General features: G+C 63.2%; 17 protein-coding genes. 11 read left to right on the top strand and 6 right to left on the bottom strand.

Translation table 11 applies throughout. The features are described 5' to 3' along the window. Positions 1-45: 45 nt before the first annotated feature. Positions 46-951 (bottom strand): glycine--tRNA ligase subunit alpha, encoded by a 906-nt coding sequence (locus RM192_RS07725; protein WP_311506959.1) that lies wholly within the window; start codon positions 949-951, stop codon positions 46-48. 125 nt (positions 952-1076) lie between these two features. On the opposite strand from RM192_RS07725, the gene RM192_RS07720 reads away from it, so the two are divergent. Beyond that, entirely contained in the window at positions 1077-1991 is a 915-nt protein-coding gene (locus RM192_RS07720) for a TraB/GumN family protein (protein WP_311506958.1), read from the top strand. Continuing rightward, a complete protein-coding gene (locus RM192_RS07715; protein WP_311506957.1) occupies positions 1988-2881 on the top strand; it encodes a TraB/GumN family protein in 894 nt (297 codons plus the stop codon). Before RM192_RS07720 ends, RM192_RS07715 begins: the two co-directional genes overlap by 4 nt. A gap of 43 nt (positions 2882-2924) precedes the next feature. Here the strand turns inward: RM192_RS07715 and RM192_RS07710 are convergent, their stop codons facing one another. Beyond that, positions 2925-3569, bottom strand: a complete 645-nt coding sequence (locus RM192_RS07710; protein WP_311506956.1) for an RNA methyltransferase — start codon at positions 3567-3569, stop codon at positions 2925-2927. Positions 3570-3759: 190 nt separating this feature from the next. On the opposite strand from RM192_RS07710, the gene RM192_RS07705 reads away from it, so the two are divergent. The 3 genes from RM192_RS07705 (at position 3760) to RM192_RS07695 (ending at position 5717) form a co-directional block, all read left to right on the top strand. Next, positions 3760-4362, top strand: a complete 603-nt coding sequence (locus RM192_RS07705) for a 50S ribosomal protein L25/general stress protein Ctc (protein ID WP_311506955.1) — start codon at positions 3760-3762, stop codon at positions 4360-4362. Between the two features lie 262 nt (positions 4363-4624). Beyond that, positions 4625-5194, top strand: a complete 570-nt coding sequence (gene pth / locus RM192_RS07700; RefSeq protein WP_311506954.1) for an aminoacyl-tRNA hydrolase — start codon at positions 4625-4627, stop codon at positions 5192-5194. A gap of 133 nt (positions 5195-5327) precedes the next feature. Then, complete coding sequence (locus RM192_RS07695; protein ID WP_311506953.1) at positions 5328-5717, top strand: PEP-CTERM sorting domain-containing protein; 390 nt, start codon at positions 5328-5330, stop codon at positions 5715-5717. An 18-nt stretch (positions 5718-5735) separates the two neighbouring features. Here RM192_RS07695 and RM192_RS07690 read toward each other — a convergent pair whose 3' ends face one another. Then, complete coding sequence (locus tag RM192_RS07690; RefSeq protein WP_311506952.1) at positions 5736-7253, bottom strand: tetratricopeptide repeat protein; 1518 nt, start codon at positions 7251-7253, stop codon at positions 5736-5738. A gap of 185 nt (positions 7254-7438) precedes the next feature. Between RM192_RS07690 and RM192_RS07685 the strand changes: the two genes are divergently transcribed. Next, positions 7439-8152: a cistern family PEP-CTERM protein gene (locus tag RM192_RS07685; RefSeq protein ID WP_311506951.1), complete on the top strand. Its 714-nt coding sequence runs from the start codon at positions 7439-7441 to the stop codon at positions 8150-8152. Between the two features lie 41 nt (positions 8153-8193). Here the strand turns inward: RM192_RS07685 and RM192_RS07680 are convergent, their stop codons facing one another. Further along, the gene (locus tag RM192_RS07680; protein WP_311506950.1) at positions 8194-9699 is read right to left on the bottom strand and encodes a tetratricopeptide repeat protein; all 1506 of its coding nucleotides are present in this window, start codon (positions 9697-9699) and stop codon (positions 8194-8196) included. A 117-nt stretch (positions 9700-9816) separates the two neighbouring features. On the opposite strand from RM192_RS07680, the gene ychF reads away from it, so the two are divergent. Both ychF and RM192_RS07670 read left to right on the top strand, forming a co-directional pair. Beyond that, on the top strand, positions 9817-10917 hold the full coding sequence (gene ychF / locus RM192_RS07675) for a redox-regulated ATPase YchF (RefSeq protein WP_311506949.1): 1101 nt from the start codon (positions 9817-9819) through the stop codon (positions 10915-10917). A 78-nt stretch (positions 10918-10995) separates the two neighbouring features. Next, complete coding sequence (locus tag RM192_RS07670; RefSeq protein WP_311506948.1) at positions 10996-11802, top strand: DUF1206 domain-containing protein; 807 nt, start codon at positions 10996-10998, stop codon at positions 11800-11802. Here RM192_RS07670 and RM192_RS07665 read toward each other — a convergent pair. After that, positions 11799-12296, bottom strand: coding sequence for a hypothetical protein (locus RM192_RS07665; protein WP_311506947.1), 498 nt, complete (start codon positions 12294-12296; stop codon positions 11799-11801). The genes RM192_RS07670 and RM192_RS07665 overlap by 4 nt on opposite strands. Then, entirely contained in the window at positions 12296-14089 is a 1794-nt protein-coding gene (gene mutL, locus RM192_RS07660) for a DNA mismatch repair endonuclease MutL (RefSeq protein ID WP_311506946.1), read from the bottom strand. The genes RM192_RS07665 and mutL overlap by 1 nt, the downstream gene beginning before the upstream one ends. 189 nt (positions 14090-14278) lie before the next feature. Here mutL and RM192_RS07655 point away from each other — a divergent pair, with 189 nt between their 5' ends. The 3 genes from RM192_RS07655 to RM192_RS07645 all read left to right on the top strand — a co-directional run bounded on the left by RM192_RS07655 (position 14279) and on the right by RM192_RS07645 (position 16863). Next, entirely contained in the window at positions 14279-15325 is a 1047-nt protein-coding gene (locus RM192_RS07655) for a rod shape-determining protein (RefSeq protein WP_311506945.1), read from the top strand. Positions 15326-15406: 81 nt separating this feature from the next. Next, positions 15407-16312: a rod shape-determining protein MreC gene (mreC, locus tag RM192_RS07650; protein WP_311506944.1), complete on the top strand. Its 906-nt coding sequence runs from the start codon at positions 15407-15409 to the stop codon at positions 16310-16312. After that, positions 16309-16863 (top strand): rod shape-determining protein MreD, encoded by a 555-nt coding sequence (locus RM192_RS07645; protein WP_311506943.1) that lies wholly within the window; start codon positions 16309-16311, stop codon positions 16861-16863. Before mreC ends, RM192_RS07645 begins: the two co-directional genes overlap by 4 nt.

Raw genomic sequence — 16863 nt, 5'->3', positions numbered from 1 at the left:
GTGTCTCGACTTCGCTCGACACGAACGGGTTGAGGTTGGCGGGTCTCACTTGCTCCACTCCGGATACTTGGCAGTCCACTGGTCTTCGAACTTGGCCATGTAGGCCTCGCAGCTTCCGCGCGCGAGATCGCGGACGCGGCCCATGTAGCTGGCGCGTTCCTGCACCGAGATCACACCGCGCGCCTGCAACAGGTTGAACAAGTGGCTGGCCTCGATCGCCTGCTCATAGGCGGCAATCGGGACATCGTTGACGAGGGAGAGTTGGCACTCGGCCTCGGCGCGGCGGAAGCCTTCGAACAGGCTTTCGGTATCGGCCACCTCGAAGTTCCACTTCGACATCTGCTTCTCGTTTTCGAGAAACACGTCGCCGTAGGTCACGCCGTGATTGTTGAAGGCGAGGTCATAGACGTTGTCGACGCCCTGGATATACATCGCCAGACGCTCCAGCCCGTAGGTCAGCTCACCTGCCACCGGCTTGCAATCGAAGCCGCCCATCTGCTGGAAATAGGTGAACTGGGTGACTTCCATGCCGTCGCACCACACTTCCCAGCCAAGGCCCCACGCGCCCAGAGTCGGGGATTCCCAGTCGTCCTCGACAAAGCGGATATCGTGGACCAGCGGGTCGATGCCGATCACGCCCAAGGATTGCAGGTAAAGCTCCTGCAGGTTCGCCGGACTGGGCTTCAGGATGACCTGATACTGGTAGTAGTGCTGCAGCCGGTTCGGGTTTTCGCCATAGCGGCCGTCGGTCGGGCGGCGGCAGGGCTGCACGAAGGCGGCGTTCCACGGTTCCGGCCCCAGCGCGCGCAGGGTGGTGGCGGGATGGAAGGTCCCTGCCCCCATTCGCATGTCATAAGGCTGGAGGATCAGGCAGCCGTGCTCGCCCCAGAAGGCGTGCAGGCGCAGGATCATGTCCTGCAGGCAAAGGGGCGTGTTCGGTGTATCGGCCATGGTGGCGGGCTTTGGCCGATGAGCGCCCCCAAATCAACCTTTTCGGGCGCGCCTGCGATACCGAAACTGTATGGCATTGCATGGCGAAAAGGGTTCGTTCATCCCCGGCGGCTAAGGATATGCCCATGACTCTTGCAAAGACCTTCGCAGGCGCGCTGACGCTTGTCGCCATTGCCCTTGCCGGGCCGGTTCATGCGGGCACGCGCCCTGCTAAACCGGCCGTGGCCACACCAGCGCCGAAGCAATTGAAGCCCGCGCTGTGGAAAGTGGCCGACGCGGACACCACCATCTATCTGTTCGGCACGATCCACGCGCTGCCCAGGAACCTTGCGTGGCTGGATGGTCCGGTGGCGAGTGCGCTCGATGGGTCGGACCAGCTTGTGACCGAAATCGCCGATTCGCCTGCCGCCGAACAGCAAAAGGCCATCGTTTCGCTCGGGCTTTTGCAAGGCGAAACCTTGCGTTCGCTGATGAAGGACGAAGACCTGGCTGCCTATGAAGCGCTGCTCGTTCGGCTCAAGCTGCCGCCCGAAGCCTTCGACAAGGCCGAGCCGTGGCTGGCGGGGCTGACCATCGGCATGATGCCCTATGCGATGTCCGGCTATGGCAAGGATGATGGCGCGGAGGCCGTGCTGCGCAAGGCAGCAGCGGCCAAGGGCAAGAAGGAAGGTGCGCTGGAGACGCTCGATTTCCAGCTGGGCCTGTTCGACAGCCTCCCGCGTGAGGCGCAGCTGACGTTTCTGGCGCAGGCGGTGCGGGATTTCGACAAATCGTTCGGGCTGATCGGCACAATGACCGACCAGTGGGGCGCAGGCGATTCCGACGCGCTGGCCCGCTTGCTCAACGATGAGATGGACGACCCGGAGCTTGCCGAAACGCTGCTGTTCCAGCGCAACCGCAACTGGACGGCGTGGATCGCCAAGCGGCTGGATCAGCCGGGGCAAGTGTTCATCGCGGTGGGCGCAGGGCATCTGGCGGGCGCGAACAGCGTGCTCGATCTGCTGAAACGCCAAGGCGTGGAATCGGTGCGCGTGCAGTGAAACTGCTGCTCCGCCTCCTGCTGGCCGCAGCGCTTGGCATGCTCGTCACCTGCATGGGCAAGGACGACGACAAGCCCAAGGCAGACGCGCGCGTGGCACTGTGGCAGGTGGTGGACAAGGCCGGTACGGTGCGCGGGCATCTGTTCGGCACGGTCCACGCGCTGCCGCCGGGCACGCAGTGGCTGCGGCCCGAGATTACCGATGCGCTGGCCACGTCTGATCGGCTCGTCCTCGAAATTGCCGAGCCGCTCGACCAGACGGTGGCGGGCGAGGCGCTGGCAAGGCTTGCCGGGACGGCTGGCCTACCCCCACCCTCGCAGCGCCTGCCAGTGGCGTACCGCGATGAACTGGCGTCGGTCTATCGCAAGCTCGGCCTGTCCGATGCAGACTTTGCCGATACCGAAAGCTGGGCGGTGGCGCTGCAACTCGCCGCGATTGCCGGGCAGAAAGCCGGGGCCGATCCGATGAGCGGCGCGGAACCGGAACTTCGCAAGCTGGCGGGCGCCAAGCCGATTGCCGGGTTCGAGACGATCGACAGCCAGTTCGGCATCTTCGACGCCCTGCCCGCCCGCGAACAGCAAGTGCTGTTGCAGGAAGTCGCCGTGGAAGTGGCGAGCGACAAGGACGAGGAGGCTGACATGGTTACGCTGTGGCTGCGCGGCAACGACCTCGGCATCGCCAAGGAAAGCGACAGCGGCTTCCTCGCCGATTCCGGCCTGCACGCGGCCCTGCTCTCCAACCGCAACCGCGACTGGGCCGATCAGCTTGATGCGATGCTGAAGGCGGGCGCAAAGCCGTTCGTAGCCGTGGGCGCGGCGCATCTGGCGGGGTCCGACAGCCTCCAACGCCTGATGATGGCGCGGGGGTGGACGATCAAGCGGGTGCCTTGAGCGGTGGGCTTCCGGTTGCGAAGGTCCAGTGACGTAGAATGCACTAGGTTTCCGTTGCAATGACCGTCGGCAAAGGCGTTGCGCGTTCGCCACGATGGTCACGCAATCGATATTGGCTCTGATATGCACGCCGTTGCTTTGTGATCTCATACAAAACTATACCGGAGCTAGTCCCAAGATTCAGGCTTTCGATCATACCAAACATGGGAATCGCTACGCACATTTTGCTTCGCTCAACGGCTAAATCGCTGATTCCTCTGGTCTCGTTTCCAAACCAAACAGCAAGTTTGGCGTGCTCTGTAAAATCGCCTTCATGAAGGTAGATGCTGGATTTCCCTTTCACATGGGGAGAGGTCGCTATGGAAACAAAGTGGTTCTTTTCGAGATGAGCCAAACACTGCTCAGTGCTATCGAATCGCTTCACAAACGTCCATTTTACCGCTGATACGGAGAGCTTCGACAGCTTTGGATCTTCGCGTAGTTCCTGCCAATCCTCAGGCAAAATACCGCGCGGATCGATCACATATACCTTGTCCACACCTAGCGCGTTCACATTGCGAATAGCGGTCCCTATGTTGCGAGGGTTTTGAGGATCTTCGATCACCGCGATCAAATTCTTGCAGCGGAAGTCTTGAATTTGATCTGCGCGCTTCCGCGCCGAACTTTTTGTTTTCTCGTCCGTCGTCAACGAAGCTTCTCCGCCAGTCATCTTGACCTGATAGTACAAAGCCAGACAACTACCAATCGCCTAAGGAACGCCCACAACCCTTGCATTTCGCGGCAAACCCGCTAAGGGCCGCCGCTTCCCTGTCATGGTCATCCCTGGAGGCGTGGCGGAGGAAGATTTGAAACATAGCATTCCTGGAAGGTACTGACACATGAGCGAGACGCTTACGCTGTCGGCTGAGACGCGCGATCGGGCAGGCAAGGGAGCCTCCCGTGCACTGCGTCGCGAAGGCCGCACCCCCGCCGTGATCTATGGCGGCAACGAAGAACCGGTTGCAATCCACCTGGAAGAAAAGGCGCTCAACAAGGCGCTGGGCACCGGCCACTTCTTCAACTCGGTCGTCGAACTCACTGTCGGTGGCAAGACCATCCGCACCCTGCCCAAGGACGTCGCCTTCCACCCGGTGTCCGACCGTCCGCAGCACGCAGACTTCCTGCGCGTTTCGAAGGACTCGGTCGTGCACGTCAACGTGCCGGTGATCTTCATCAACGAAGAAAAGTCGCCCGGCCTGAAAAAGGGCGGCATCCTCAACATCGTCCGTCACGAGCTGGAAATGATCTGTGCGCCTGACGCGATCCCCGACGACATCGTCGTTGACGTTTCGGGCTACGAAGTGGGCGATTCGATCCACTACAGCGCGGTCACCGTGGCTGCTGGCGTGAAGCCCGCGATCACCGACCGTGACTTCACGATCGCCACGATCGTCGCTCCTTCGGCGCTGAAGAGCGGTGAAGCGGAATCCGCCGAGGGCTGATCGCCTGACGGTGGCCCTGCTTCGGCAGGCACTTGAAAAAGACGCCCCTTCCGCCCTGCGCGGGAGGGGTTCTTTTTTTGAGTGGGCGTTGCGCCTGATGCTTCGACAGGCTCAGCATGAACGGGTCTGGAGTAGAGCCGCCTCCTGCCTCCGTTCATCCTGAGCCTGTCGAAGGATGGATGCGCAACATCCGGTTGGGCTTGGCAGATGTGGTGGGCGCTCTATCACACACCTCCCCAGCCAATTTTGGAGCGTATATTCAATGCAACTCTGGGTAGGGCTTGGAAATCCGGGGCCGCAATATGCACTGCACCGGCACAATGTCGGGTTCATGGCGCTCGACACCATGGCCGAGGTGCATAACTTCGGGCCGGTCCAGAAGAAGTTTCAGGGCTGGCTGCAGGAAGGCCGTATCGGCACCGCCAAGGTCCTGCTGCTCAAGCCCGCCACCTTCATGAACGAAAGTGGCCGCGCAGTGGGCGAGGCGATGCGCTTCTACAAGCTTGGGATGGAGGCGCTGACCGTTTTCCACGACGAACTCGATCTAACCCCGTTCAAGGTCAAGGTGAAGCAGGGCGGCGGCACAGCGGGCCACAATGGCCTGCGGTCTATCGACCAGCATCTCGGCGCGGATTTCCGCCGCGTGCGGCTCGGGATCGGCCACCCCGGCCACAAGGATCGCGTGACAGGATACGTTCTGGGCAACTTCGCCAAGGCCGAACAGGACGATCTGGTGGATATGCTGGGCGCCGTGGCGTCCGAAGCGCCATGGCTCGTCAAGGGCGACGACGTGCGCTTCATGAACGATGTGGCGCTGCGCCAGCAGGGCTGAAAGCACAGAAACAAACGGGAAACGCAAACCTGTCGAGCGGCTTTACAGGATGGCTACTCGTTTCCTGTCGTTAACCACGCAAGACGCTGATTTACATGAATTGGCACCGCTTTTGCTTTGTATAATGTCAACCATGAGTTTCTCAACGGGGGTTGATATGAATATCCGCAAGTTCACCGTCCTTGTCACCGCCGCGCTCGGGGCAGCAGCAGCCACCCCGGCCAATGCTGGTTGGTGGTCGACGCACACCCACTACTGCAACTGCGGCCATACTTCGGGCTCGACCATGTGCGGTGGCACCACCACGTCCACGACGTCGGGCGGCACCACCACGTCGGGCGGAACCACCACTTCGGGCGGAACGACGACGACCTCTGGCGGAACCACCACCACGACGTCCGGCGGAACAACCACGTCGACCGGTGGCACCGCGGTTCCGGAACCCGGCATGCTCGGCATGATGGCGCTCGGCCTACTCGGTGTCGGCTTCGCCCGTTCGCGGAAGATCAAGCCCCGCGCCTGATCGGCGCTGCGCAGGTTCTCAGGCGCCGTTCGGCCCTGAGAACCGTGCAAGGCTGCGTCTGAACATCGCATTGTCCGGCGCGGCCTCACAGGCCTGCCTGAGCAAGGCCAGCCCTGTCATGCGATCCTTGCCGCCCGCGAGACGCACGTACCCTGCAATATAGACCGTATCGGGATCGTCGGGCCGCAGCGCCTTCGCCCGGTCAGCGGCGACCATTGCCTGTTCGGCCTGCCCTGCATGGCTGAGCGCCATGGCCAGGCGCTTCAGCACGTCGGCGTCGTCACCCAGTTGCGCTAGCTGGCCATAGGCGTCGGTGGCGGCAATCCAGTCCTCTCGCGCCAATGCTGCCTGCCCTTTGGCCGTGAGTCCCTGCGCGGCGCTGTTGCGGGCGGTTGCAAGGCGAAGGCGCAGCCGATCGGCATCGGGGCTGCCCATGGCGCGCGCCGCCTTCTCGGCCAGTTCCAGTTCGCGCGGTCCAGCCAGCACGCTGTCCGACAGAGGCCGCACGGTCGCATAGGCCGCCGCACCGTCTCCAGTGGCAAGCTGCGCCTGAGCCAGCATCAGGCGTGAGTAGGGATTGTTCGGCGAACGGGTCAGCGCCCGCTGAAATAGCGCGCGCGCCTGTTCGGGATGGCCCAGACGGAGCATCGCCTCGGCATAAGTCAGACCATTGGCGGAAATTGGATCGAGCGTAGCTTCCTGTTTGGCGAGAAGCGAGCGGACCTTTTCCCAATCGCCCTTCATTCCTGCGAACTGCACTTTGAGGTTGGTCACGCGGGCATCGTCGGGCGCGAGCGCGGCGGCGCGAGCGGTCATCGCAATCGCTTCGTCCAGCTTGCCTTCAATGTCATAGGCAATTGCGTGGGCGATCCATGGGTCGGGAATGCGCGGGAAAAGTTTTGCCGCCCGCTCCAGCGTCGCGTGCGCTTCTGCCATACGCCCGCGCCTCACCGCGATGTCAGCAGACAGCATCAGGGCGTCGAAACCAACGGGCTGCAACTGCGCCAGCGCCGCCGCCTGCCGCGCCGCGCCGTCATAGTCCTGCGCGTCAATCAGAAACCGTGCATAGTCACGCAGCAGCAGCGGATCTGCGCCAGCCTCGGCGCCCCTCCGCAACGCATCCAGCGCGCCGTCCGTATCATTGAGCGCGCTGCGGGCTGCTGCCCTTATTCGCCATGCTGTGGGCGATCCATCGGCCCCAAGCAACGCCAGCGCCTCGTCCGGATGGCCGCGCAGGAGCGCCGCTTCCGCCCTGATTCGCGCCAGTTCTGGTTCCTTGGCGCCGATTCTTTCAAGCCGAGCCGCGGTGGCATCGGCCCCGTCGCCGTCACCAAGGCGCAGTTGCACATCTGCAAGAAGCCTCAATAGTTCGGCATCATCACCAATGTCGACCAGGGCTGCGGCAAGGTCCACGCGCGCCGCGCCCAGTTCCATAGCCGCGATCTCGGCCCGCGCCCGCGCAACGCGCGCGGCGGAATCCTCGCCGCAAGCGGACAGCAAGAGCGCCAACGGGGCCAGCGGCAGGACATACCTCATCTAGCAACCAATCGCACAAAGCGCTGAATCATTGGTGAAAGGGGCTGCCATGAAAAACGTCGGAATTGTTTACGAACGAATTGTAATTAACCATCAAGAACCACGGTTTTCCCTACTTGGCACGACGTTTGCACAGTGTGCTGTCAACCATTTCAAGACGTATTTGACGACACAGGGGACCTGCCATGAACGCTTTGAAGATGCTTACGGGAATTGCCGCCACAGCGACCCTCGCCTTCGCCGCTCCGGCGTTCGCGGATTCGATCACGCTCGGCTCGGGCGACATCGGCAGCAGCTTTTCGCTGAACTACGATGGCTTTTCAGGGGGCACCGCGATCTCCGGCCTGACCGGTTCGACCACATTCACGCTCACTGGCGTTTCGGGGAACGACTACTCCTTCGATTACAGTGTCGCCAACACCAGCTCGGCTCCAGTAACGGACTCGCGCATTTCGAGCTTCGCGTTCAATACCGATCCGACGATCTCGTCGGCCACCAGCACCGGCGCGTTTGCCTACACCACGCTCTCGTCGAACTATCCCAACGGTATCGGCACGGTCGATGTCTGCTTCAAGGATGCGCAGACCGGCAGCTGCGCCGGCGGCGCTAGCGGCGGCCTGACGCTCGGCCAGTCGGGCACCGGCTCGTTCACGCTCAGCTTCTCGGCCCCGGTCAGCGCGCTGACGCTGAGCGACTTCTACGTCCGTTATCAGTCGATCACCGGCGTCCCCGGCATCTCGTCGGCCAGCGGTGCGGGCACGATGACCACGACCAGCGGTGGATCGACGGGCGGCACGCCGGTTCCTGAGCCAGGCATGCTCGGCCTGCTCGGTGCCAGCCTCCTCGGCCTCGCCATGGCACGCCGGCGCAAGGCGCCAGCCCGCGCGATGGCTGCCTGATCTGAACGAAAACCGTGGGAGCCCAAACGCTCCCACGGGGTTCAGGCCTTTTCGGCCTTGGTCAGGTGATCGCGGATAGCGGTGTTTTGCGGAGCCTTGCGCGCCGCATCGCGCAGAAGTTCGAGGCCGCGTGCCCGGTCTTCGCCACTCTCAACCAGCAGCCAGCCCAAAGTGTCCATCACCGAGGGATTGCCCGGCGCTTCCTTCAAGGCACGCTGGGCAAAATCGATCGCTGACTTGGTATTGCCAACCTTGCCCTGGGCAAAGGCCATGTTGTTGAGCACCAGCGGATTGCGTCCGTCGGTTACCGCGAGCAGACGTTCATAGGCCGCAATAGCATTCCCCCAATTCCCGGCTCGCATCGCCGTATCGGCCTGCGCCAGCGTTGCAGCAAGCGACTGGGGCGTGGGATACTTCGCCTTTTCGGCAAGCCGCGCAGCCTCCGGATCGCCTGCCTGCGTTGCCGCCTTGGCGAGCAGTCGCAAGTCTTCCGGATCAGCGGTCAATACATTGGCAAAGGGCCGCAGCGTTTCCAGCGCGCCGGCAGCGTCGCCCGCCGCCAATTGCGCCTTGCCCAGTTCCCGCCGGATCAACCCACTTTGCGGATTGCGCGTGAGCATCGGTTGCAGCCGCGCCCGGCCCTGCTCAGGCTGGCCAAGCGCAACTAACGCCTGTGCGTAGAGCACACTGGCCTCGTCCTTGCCTTCCAGCGACCGTTCATTGGCTTGCAGAATCGTGCGGACGGTCTTCCAGTCCTTGCGCGCAGCCGCCGCGCGGGCTTGCAGATAGGCCACCTGCCCCCCGCCCCGCACTTCGGCAAGGCTGGTCAGGACCGCGTCCATCTCCTTAGTTCGTTCCAGATCGCCCAGCACTGCGGCTTTGCCTGCAAGAGCAGCCAGATTGCCCGGATAGGCCTTCGCCGCCGCGTCATAGGCTGCCAGTCCCTCGGCCAGCTTGCCTTCGGCCACGGCAACTGCTGCATCGGCCAGCAAGGCATCAATCGTGCCCGGCGCTGCGGCTTTCGCCCGGTTGGCAAGATCGCGGGCCTGCTTCACGTTCCCGCTCATCAGGCTGAAACGGGCGTAATCCGACAGGAGGCGCCCATCGGGCGCGCCCGCCAGTCCAGCGTCAAACGCCTTGGCCGCACCTTCGCGGTCATCCTTGGCGAGCAATGCCAGCGCGCGCAGCCGCGATGCAGCGGGCGATCCGTCTGGCCCAAGCGCCGCAATTGCTTCATCCGGCAATTCCCGCAAAAGTGCCGATTCCGCTAGCAGTAACGCGAAGTCCTTGGGCCGGGCGGCCTGCGGCAATTTGGCAAGCGAGGCCCCGGCAGCGATGCCATCGCCCATTGCCAGAGCATTGCGGGCATGAAGCTCCAGCAGGGCCGGATCGTCAGGACTGGCTGCCAGCGCAGCGGCGAGATCGACCTGTGCGGCGCGGTAGTCGTGATCGGCAAAGGCCTTGCGCGCACGCTCGGCCCGCTCTTGCGGACTGGCGCTGCACCCCATCAGGGCCAGCGCGACGGTCAATGCAGCAAGCTTCTTCATCGCAGACAAGGCTCCTCCGTATCGGACCTGTTTGCCGTGAAGTGTTGAATCTTCCGTGAAGGTTTCCAAATCGCCCAACCACCGCTAAGGGCGCGAACCAGACAAGGAGTGTGCATAATGGGTTTTCGTTGCGGGATCGTCGGGCTTCCCAATGTCGGCAAGTCGACACTGTTCAACGCGCTGACCGAAACGCAGGCCGCGCAGGCCGCGAACTACCCGTTCTGCACGATCGAACCCAACGTCGGCAACGTCGGCGTGCCCGACCCACGGCTTGACGAACTGGCCCGCATTGCCGGCAGCCAGAAAATCATCCCGACCCAGTTGGGCTTCGTCGACATTGCAGGGTTGGTGCGCGGCGCGTCGAAGGGCGAAGGCCTCGGCAACCAGTTCCTCGGCAACATCCGCGAGGTGGACGCCATCGTCCACGTGCTGCGCTGCTTCGAGAACGACGACATCCAACACGTCGACAACAAGGTCGATCCGGTTTCCGATGCCGATACGGTCGAGACCGAACTGATGCTTTCGGATCTCGAAAGTCTCGAGAAGCGCGTTCCAGCTGCGCAGAAGAAGGCCGCACAGGGCGACAAGGAATCGAAGGTCATCGCGTCGGTGCTCGGCCAGGCGCTTGAACTGCTTCGCGAAGGCAAGCCCGCCCGTCTGACCAAGCCCAAGGACGAGGACGAGGAACGCGTCTTCCAGCAGGCACAATTGCTCACCGCAAAGCCGGTGCTCTATGTCTGCAACGTCGAGGAAGAAAGCGCCGCTGGCGGCAATGCCTTCTCGGAGAAGGTGTTTGCCAAAGCCAAGGCCGAGGGCGCCAATGCGGTGATCGTATCGGCCGCCATCGAATCCGAACTGGTCGGCATGGACCCTGAAGAGCGTACCGTGTTCCTTGAGGAAATGGGCCTGCACGAAACTGGCCTCGCCCGCGTGATCCGCTCGGGCTACGAGCTGCTCCACCTGATCACTTTCTTCACCGTCGGCCCCAAGGAAGCGCGCGCCTGGACTGTCCATCAAGGCGCCAAGGCCCCTGAAGCCGCAGGCGAAATCCATTCCGACATGCAGCGCGGATTCATTCGCGCCGAAACAATCGCCTATGACGACTACGTCACGCTCGGCGGAGAAAGCCCGGCGCGCGATGCGGGCAAGCTGCGCCAGGAAGGCAAGGAATACGTGGTGAAGGACGGCGACGTGCTTCACTTCAAGTTCAACGTCTGATTTTCCGGCTCATTTTCCAGGCACAAATGCAGACCATGGGCGTTCGGTGACCAACTGAACGGGAGCCCTGCAAAGCATATGGTCGACAAGTCGGAAAAGGTTGCGTGGCTGGCAAGGCTTGGATTTGTCACGCGCGGGATCGTCTACATCCTGCTTGGCTATCTGGCACTGACTACCGCGCGGAAGGCCGATGTCGACGATGGTGCGGGTGATGCCTTTGCCGTGATCGGCAGTGTCCCCGGCGGTTCCCTGGCGCTCTACCTCGCCGCAGCAGGACTGGTGGGCTATGCTCTGTACCGCCTGTCCTGCGCCTTGTTCGACATTGAACGCAAGGGCTCTGACGCCAAGGGTATGGCGCACCGGACCGGCTACTTCGCCAGCGCACTGGTCCATCTGGGCATGGCGTGGACGGCCGCGCGCATTGCCATGGGCGCGCGCAAATCCGGCGAGGATCAATCGTCTGAAATGGCCGAGAGCGTGCTCGATTTCACGCTGGGATCTACGGTTCTGGGTATGTTGGGGCTGGCTCTGATCGTGGCGGGCATGCTGCAAGCCAAGAACGCCTGGACCGCATCGTTCATGCGAAATGTATCGCACCGCGCGCCCAAGGCGACATGCCCGATCGGACGCGCAGGACATGCTGCACGCGCCGTGGTGTTTGCGCTGATCGGCTGGTCGCTCCTGCGCTCTGCATGGTTCGAACGCAGCAGCGAGGTTCTCTCGCTGGGAGGCGCGATCAACGATCTGCGCGATATGGGCTGGGCGTTCACGCTGGTTGCCGCAGGCCTGCTGCTGTTCGGCGTGTTCAGCGTCATCCTTGCGCGTTACCGGATCATCCCCGACCCGGCACCGGCCTCACTGCCGACGATGCCTTGGCGGCGCTAGATTTCCCGGCACTGCGCGTCGCCAGTAGCCTCATAGACCGGGCGTTCGTAAGCGTCGGTAATTACCAGCTTGCCCTTGAATTTCTTGCCAGTGCCAAGCGGGGTGATCGGAGCGGAGGCCGTCAGCGTCAGGGCGAAGGCCTTGCCGGTGTAGCGCGACCAGCTGCCCAAGGGCATCTTCGCACTGCCGGTATCAGGCGCAAGCACGACCAGTTCGCCGTTCACCTTGATCACGCCGCGTTTGTCCTGCGCCAGCAGAACCGCGCCGATCCCACCCCCATCGGCCACGAAGGCGCAACCTGTCCCGTGCAGCTTGCCGTTGGTGATATCAGGATAGAGGATCGCCTGCGGCTCAAGCGGTTGAACTGGCGGCTTACTGTCCTGCGCGGCATTGACGGCAGCAATCGCCTGCTGGTCGGTGGGTTCTTTCTCATCACAGGCAGCAAGCCCCGACAGCAGGACGGCGACCAAGGCGAGGCGTGCGAATCCGTGCATCACTTTCTCCCGAACAGCTTTTCTATGTCGCCGTGAGCCAGCTTCACCCACGTTGGGCGGCCATGATTGCACTGACCTGAGCGGGGCGTCACTTCCATTTCGCGCAGCAGTGCGTTCATTTCCGCGACCGACAGCACGCGCCCTGCCCGGACCGAGCCATGACAGGCCATCGTGGCAAGTATCAGGTCGAGCTTTTCGCCGAGCAGCAGGGCATCGCCGTGATGGGCCAGATCATCGGCCACATCGGCCGCCAGCTTGGCCGGATCGCCCTTGGCGAGCGCCGCCGGGATCGACCGGACCAGCATGGCCGCAGGTCCGAAGCGCTCAAGCACCAGCCCGAATTCGGCCAGCTTTTCCGCCGCTGCCTCCAGCCTGTCACAAGCCACTTCCTCCAGTTCGACCACTTCGGGAATGAGCATGGCTTGCGCCGGGGTTATGCCCTGCCCGGCTCCTGCTGCCCGCAAGCGTTCCAGCACAAGCCGCTCATGCGCCGCGTGCTGGTCGACGATCACAAGCCCGTCAGCGGCTTCGGCCACGATGTAGGTGTTGGCCACCTGTCCGCGCGCCACGCCGAGCGGATAGCGCTCGCCATCCGCCACCGGCTCCGCCGCAGGTTCGGCGCGCGCGGTTGGCGGGGCCATGAGCGATTGCTCATAGCCACGCCACGCCTGTCCGGCATCAGACACGCGCGCTTCAGGCCGCCATGGTTGCGAAAAGATGCTCGCCTGGTATTCCGGAGAAGGCGCGAGCGGTTCTGCCTGCCAAGCCGCCATTGCGCTTGCCGACGGAGCCTGCGCCGACCGGCGGTCCCCGGTCGAAAGCGCGTGCCGCAGCCCTGACACCACCATGCCGCGAACCAGCGCCGGATCGCGGAAGCGAACTTCGGTCTTCGCCGGATGGACGTTCACGTCCACTTCCGATCCCGGCACCTGCAGGAACAGAGCCAGCACGGCGTGACGGTCGCGCGCGAGCATGTCGGCATAGGCCCCGCGCACTGCGCCGATCAGGAGGCGGTCTTTCACCGGCCTGCCATTGACGAACAAGTATTGATGATCGGCCACGCCGCGATTGTAAGTCGGCAGGCCGGCGACGCCGGTCAGATGATAGTCGCCGCGCTCCAGATCGACCGCGACCGAGTTGCCCGCCAGTTCTCGCGCCACAAGTTGGGCAACGCGGGCTTCAAGAGTTTCGCCCGGCTGCACATGGAGCGCGCGGCGCCCGTCGTTCTCCAGCGTGAACCCCAGATCGGGGCGCGCCATCGCCAGCCTTCGCACCACGTCGAGGGAGGCCGCCCATTCAGAGCGCGCGCTGCGCAGGAACTTGCGCCGCGCCGGGATCTTGTCGAACAGGTGTTCCACCCGGACCCGCGTTCCCGGCGGGAGCGCTGCGGGGCCCTCGCTGAGCAGCGCGCCATTGTCGACGACCCGCTTCCAGCCATCGGCACTGCCCTGCGGGCGGCTCTCTATCGTGACACGCGCGACAGAGGCGATGGACGGCAGTGCCTCGCCTCGGAAGCCGAGTGTTTCGACTTGCTCGATGGCTTCATCCGGCAGCTTGGAGGTGGCGTGGCGTTCGAGCGCCAGTTCGATCTCGTCCGGACTCATGCCGCAGCCGTCATCCGATACTTCGATCATCGCCAGCCCGCCTTCGGACAAGCGCACATGAACATGGACAGCGCCCGCATCCACGGCGTTTTCGACCAGTTCCTTTAGCGCGCTCGCAGGCCGCTCGACCACCTCACCGGCAGCGATACGGTTGATCAGGGTTTCAGGAAGACGGCGGATGACTCGCATGGCCGGACCGACCCTAGCGCCGAACCCGCCTTATTTCGAGACAAGCCGAGAAGTTATCCATCCAATGCGGCACAAGCCTATGGGTTTTAGTGCAGACCCCTGCTAATGAGCCGCCTTCCCGGGCGCACATTCTGGAGGGGTTTGGCGCGTGCCCGTGCGCCAAACCGCAGTTTATTTACGGATTCCCTGATGGCTTCGATCTTTTCCCGATTCTTCAAATTCGGTTCCCAGAACATCGCGATCGACCTCGGCACGGCCAATACCCTGGTCTACGTGCAGGATCGCGGCATCGTTCTGAACGAACCTTCTGTCGTCGCCATCGAAACGATCAACGGGATCAAGCGCGTCAAGGCCGTGGGCGACGACGCCAAGATGATGATGGGTAAGACGCCTGACAACATCGAAGCCATTCGTCCGCTGCGTGACGGTGTCATCGCCGACATCGAAGTGGCCGAAGAAATGATCAAGCACTTCATCCGCAAGGTTAACGGATCGAAGAGCCTTCTGCGCTATCCTGAAATCGTGATCTGCGTTCCCTCGGGCGCAACCTCGGTTGAAAAGCGCGCGATCCGCGATGCTGCCAGCAATGCCGGTGCCAGCCAAGTCTATCTGATCCTTGAGCCCATGGCCGCTGCCATCGGCGCCGACATGCCGGTCACCGAACCGGTCGGATCGATGGTCGTCGACATTGGCGGCGGCACCACCGAAGTTGCGGTCCTGTCGCTGCGCGGCCTCGCCTACACCACATCGGTGCGCGTCGGCGGTGACAAGATGGACGAAGCCATCGTCTCCTACGTCCGCCGCCATCACAACCTGCTGATCGGCGAAGGCACGGCAGAGCGCATCAAGAAGGACTACGGCATTGCCATGGTTCCGGCCGACGGCATCGGGGAAACCATCGCGATCAAGGGCCGCGATCTGGTCAACGGCGTGCCAAAGGAAATCACGATCACGCAGGCCAATGTTGCCGAAGCACTGTCCGAACCGATTGGTGCGATCGTCGAAGGCGTGCGCATCGCGCTGGAAAACACTGCGCCGGAACTGGCCGCCGATATCGTCGATCAGGGCATCGTCCTGACCGGTGGCGGCGCGCTGATCCGCGGACTGGACGAACATCTGCGCGAAGAGACTGGCCTCCCGGTCAGCGTGGCAGAAGATCCGCTGTCGTGCGTAGCGCTGGGCACCGGCCGCGCGATGGAAGATCCGATCTATCGCGGCGTTCTGACGACGGCTTGATGGGCTGAGGCCCTCCACGGCCTCAAGATTGACGGGTTGCAATGCGGCTTTGAGGCGGAGCCGGCTTGAAAGGGTGAACGCATGGCGCGGCCGCAGGACCGTCGCCCGGGCCATTCGCGCAGGGCGCAGTACGGGATCTTCACCGGCTACGTGATCACCCTCATTGGTGTCGTGGCCGGCCTTGTCGTGCTCGTGACCTCTCTCATCAACCCAGATGCTTTCTCGTTTGCCCGCAGTTCCGCAGCGGAAGTTGCACGACCACTTGGGCGCGCAAGTGCCAAAGGTAGGAGCGAAAGCCAGGGCATCCTCGCTGCGGTTGGTGCCTACTTCAAGGCAGGTCAACAAAATGCCGAGCTGCGCCGCGAGGTGGACGCTGCGCGTGCCGAAGCTGTTTCGATGCAGTCGCTCAAGGACGAGAACCGCCGTTTGAAGGCCCTGCTCGGCATCGTTGATCCTGCCCGCAAACCGGTAGCAACGGTGCACCTGATCGGCTCGACCGCATCGAGCACGCGCCGTTTCGCGGTGATCGATGCGGGGCACAGCCAAGGCGTACAGCCGGGCCAGCCCGTGCGTGCGGCCTCAGGCCTGATTGGCCGCGTCATCGAGGCTGGCCCATATACCGCGCGCGTGCTGCTGATCACCGATCCTGACAACGTCGTCCCTGTCCGTCGTGCCCGTGATGGGCTGGCCGCGTTCGTGCAGGGCGCATCCAATGGGCGGATCGACATTCGCCTGATCAACATGGGCGTGAACCCGGTCAAGAAGGGCGATGTCTTCGTGACGTCGGGATCGGGGGGACTGTACCCGCCCGGAATCCCCGTCGCCGTAGCGACCGAACCCCACCGTGATGGAGCAATCGGCCATCTTGCCGCCGACCCCGCCGACAATGAGTTCGTCCTGGTCGAGCCGGCTTATCAGGCGCAGGCGCGCGCGCAGCTTGAACAGATCGAAAAGGACGGCGCGGCGAGCGCTGCTCAGGAACCGTGAACTGGAGCGGCCTCGGCACCGCGTCGGATGAAGTGGTGCGCAAGCGGATCAACCGCGCGCCCCATCCGGCAGTAGCAATCGGCCTGCCTTGGCTAACCATCATGCTTGCCTCGATGGCCAGCTTCTCTCCGATCATCGCCTCTGCCCCGGTCCTGCCTCCGCTGTCCTACCTCATGCTGCTGGCCTGGCGCATGTTGCGTCCCGGCATGTTGCCGGTCTGGGCCGGCCTTCCATTGGGGCTGTTTGACGATCTCTATTCGGGGCAGACATTCGGATCGGGCATGCTGCTGTGGTCGGTCACGATGCTGGTCATGGAAGTACTCGATGAACGTTTTCGCTGGCGCGGCTTCGTGCAGGACTGGCTGGCAGCCGCAATGCTGACCACAGGATATCTGCTAATCTGCGCAACCCTTGCCGGTCTGGCGACGGGATATCCCCTGCCCGCCGTGATCCTGCCGCAATTGTTGATGGCGATCATGCTCTATCCGGCCGTCACCGGCCTTGTTGCTGTGCTTGACCGGGTGCGCTTGCTCCCGCTCAAAAGGCTGTGA

The sequence above is a fragment of the Novosphingobium sp. MMS21-SN21R genome (assembly GCF_031846015.1).
Lineage (GTDB): Bacteria > Pseudomonadota > Alphaproteobacteria > Sphingomonadales > Sphingomonadaceae > Novosphingobium.
This window is presented reverse-complemented; position numbering and strand designations above follow the sequence as displayed.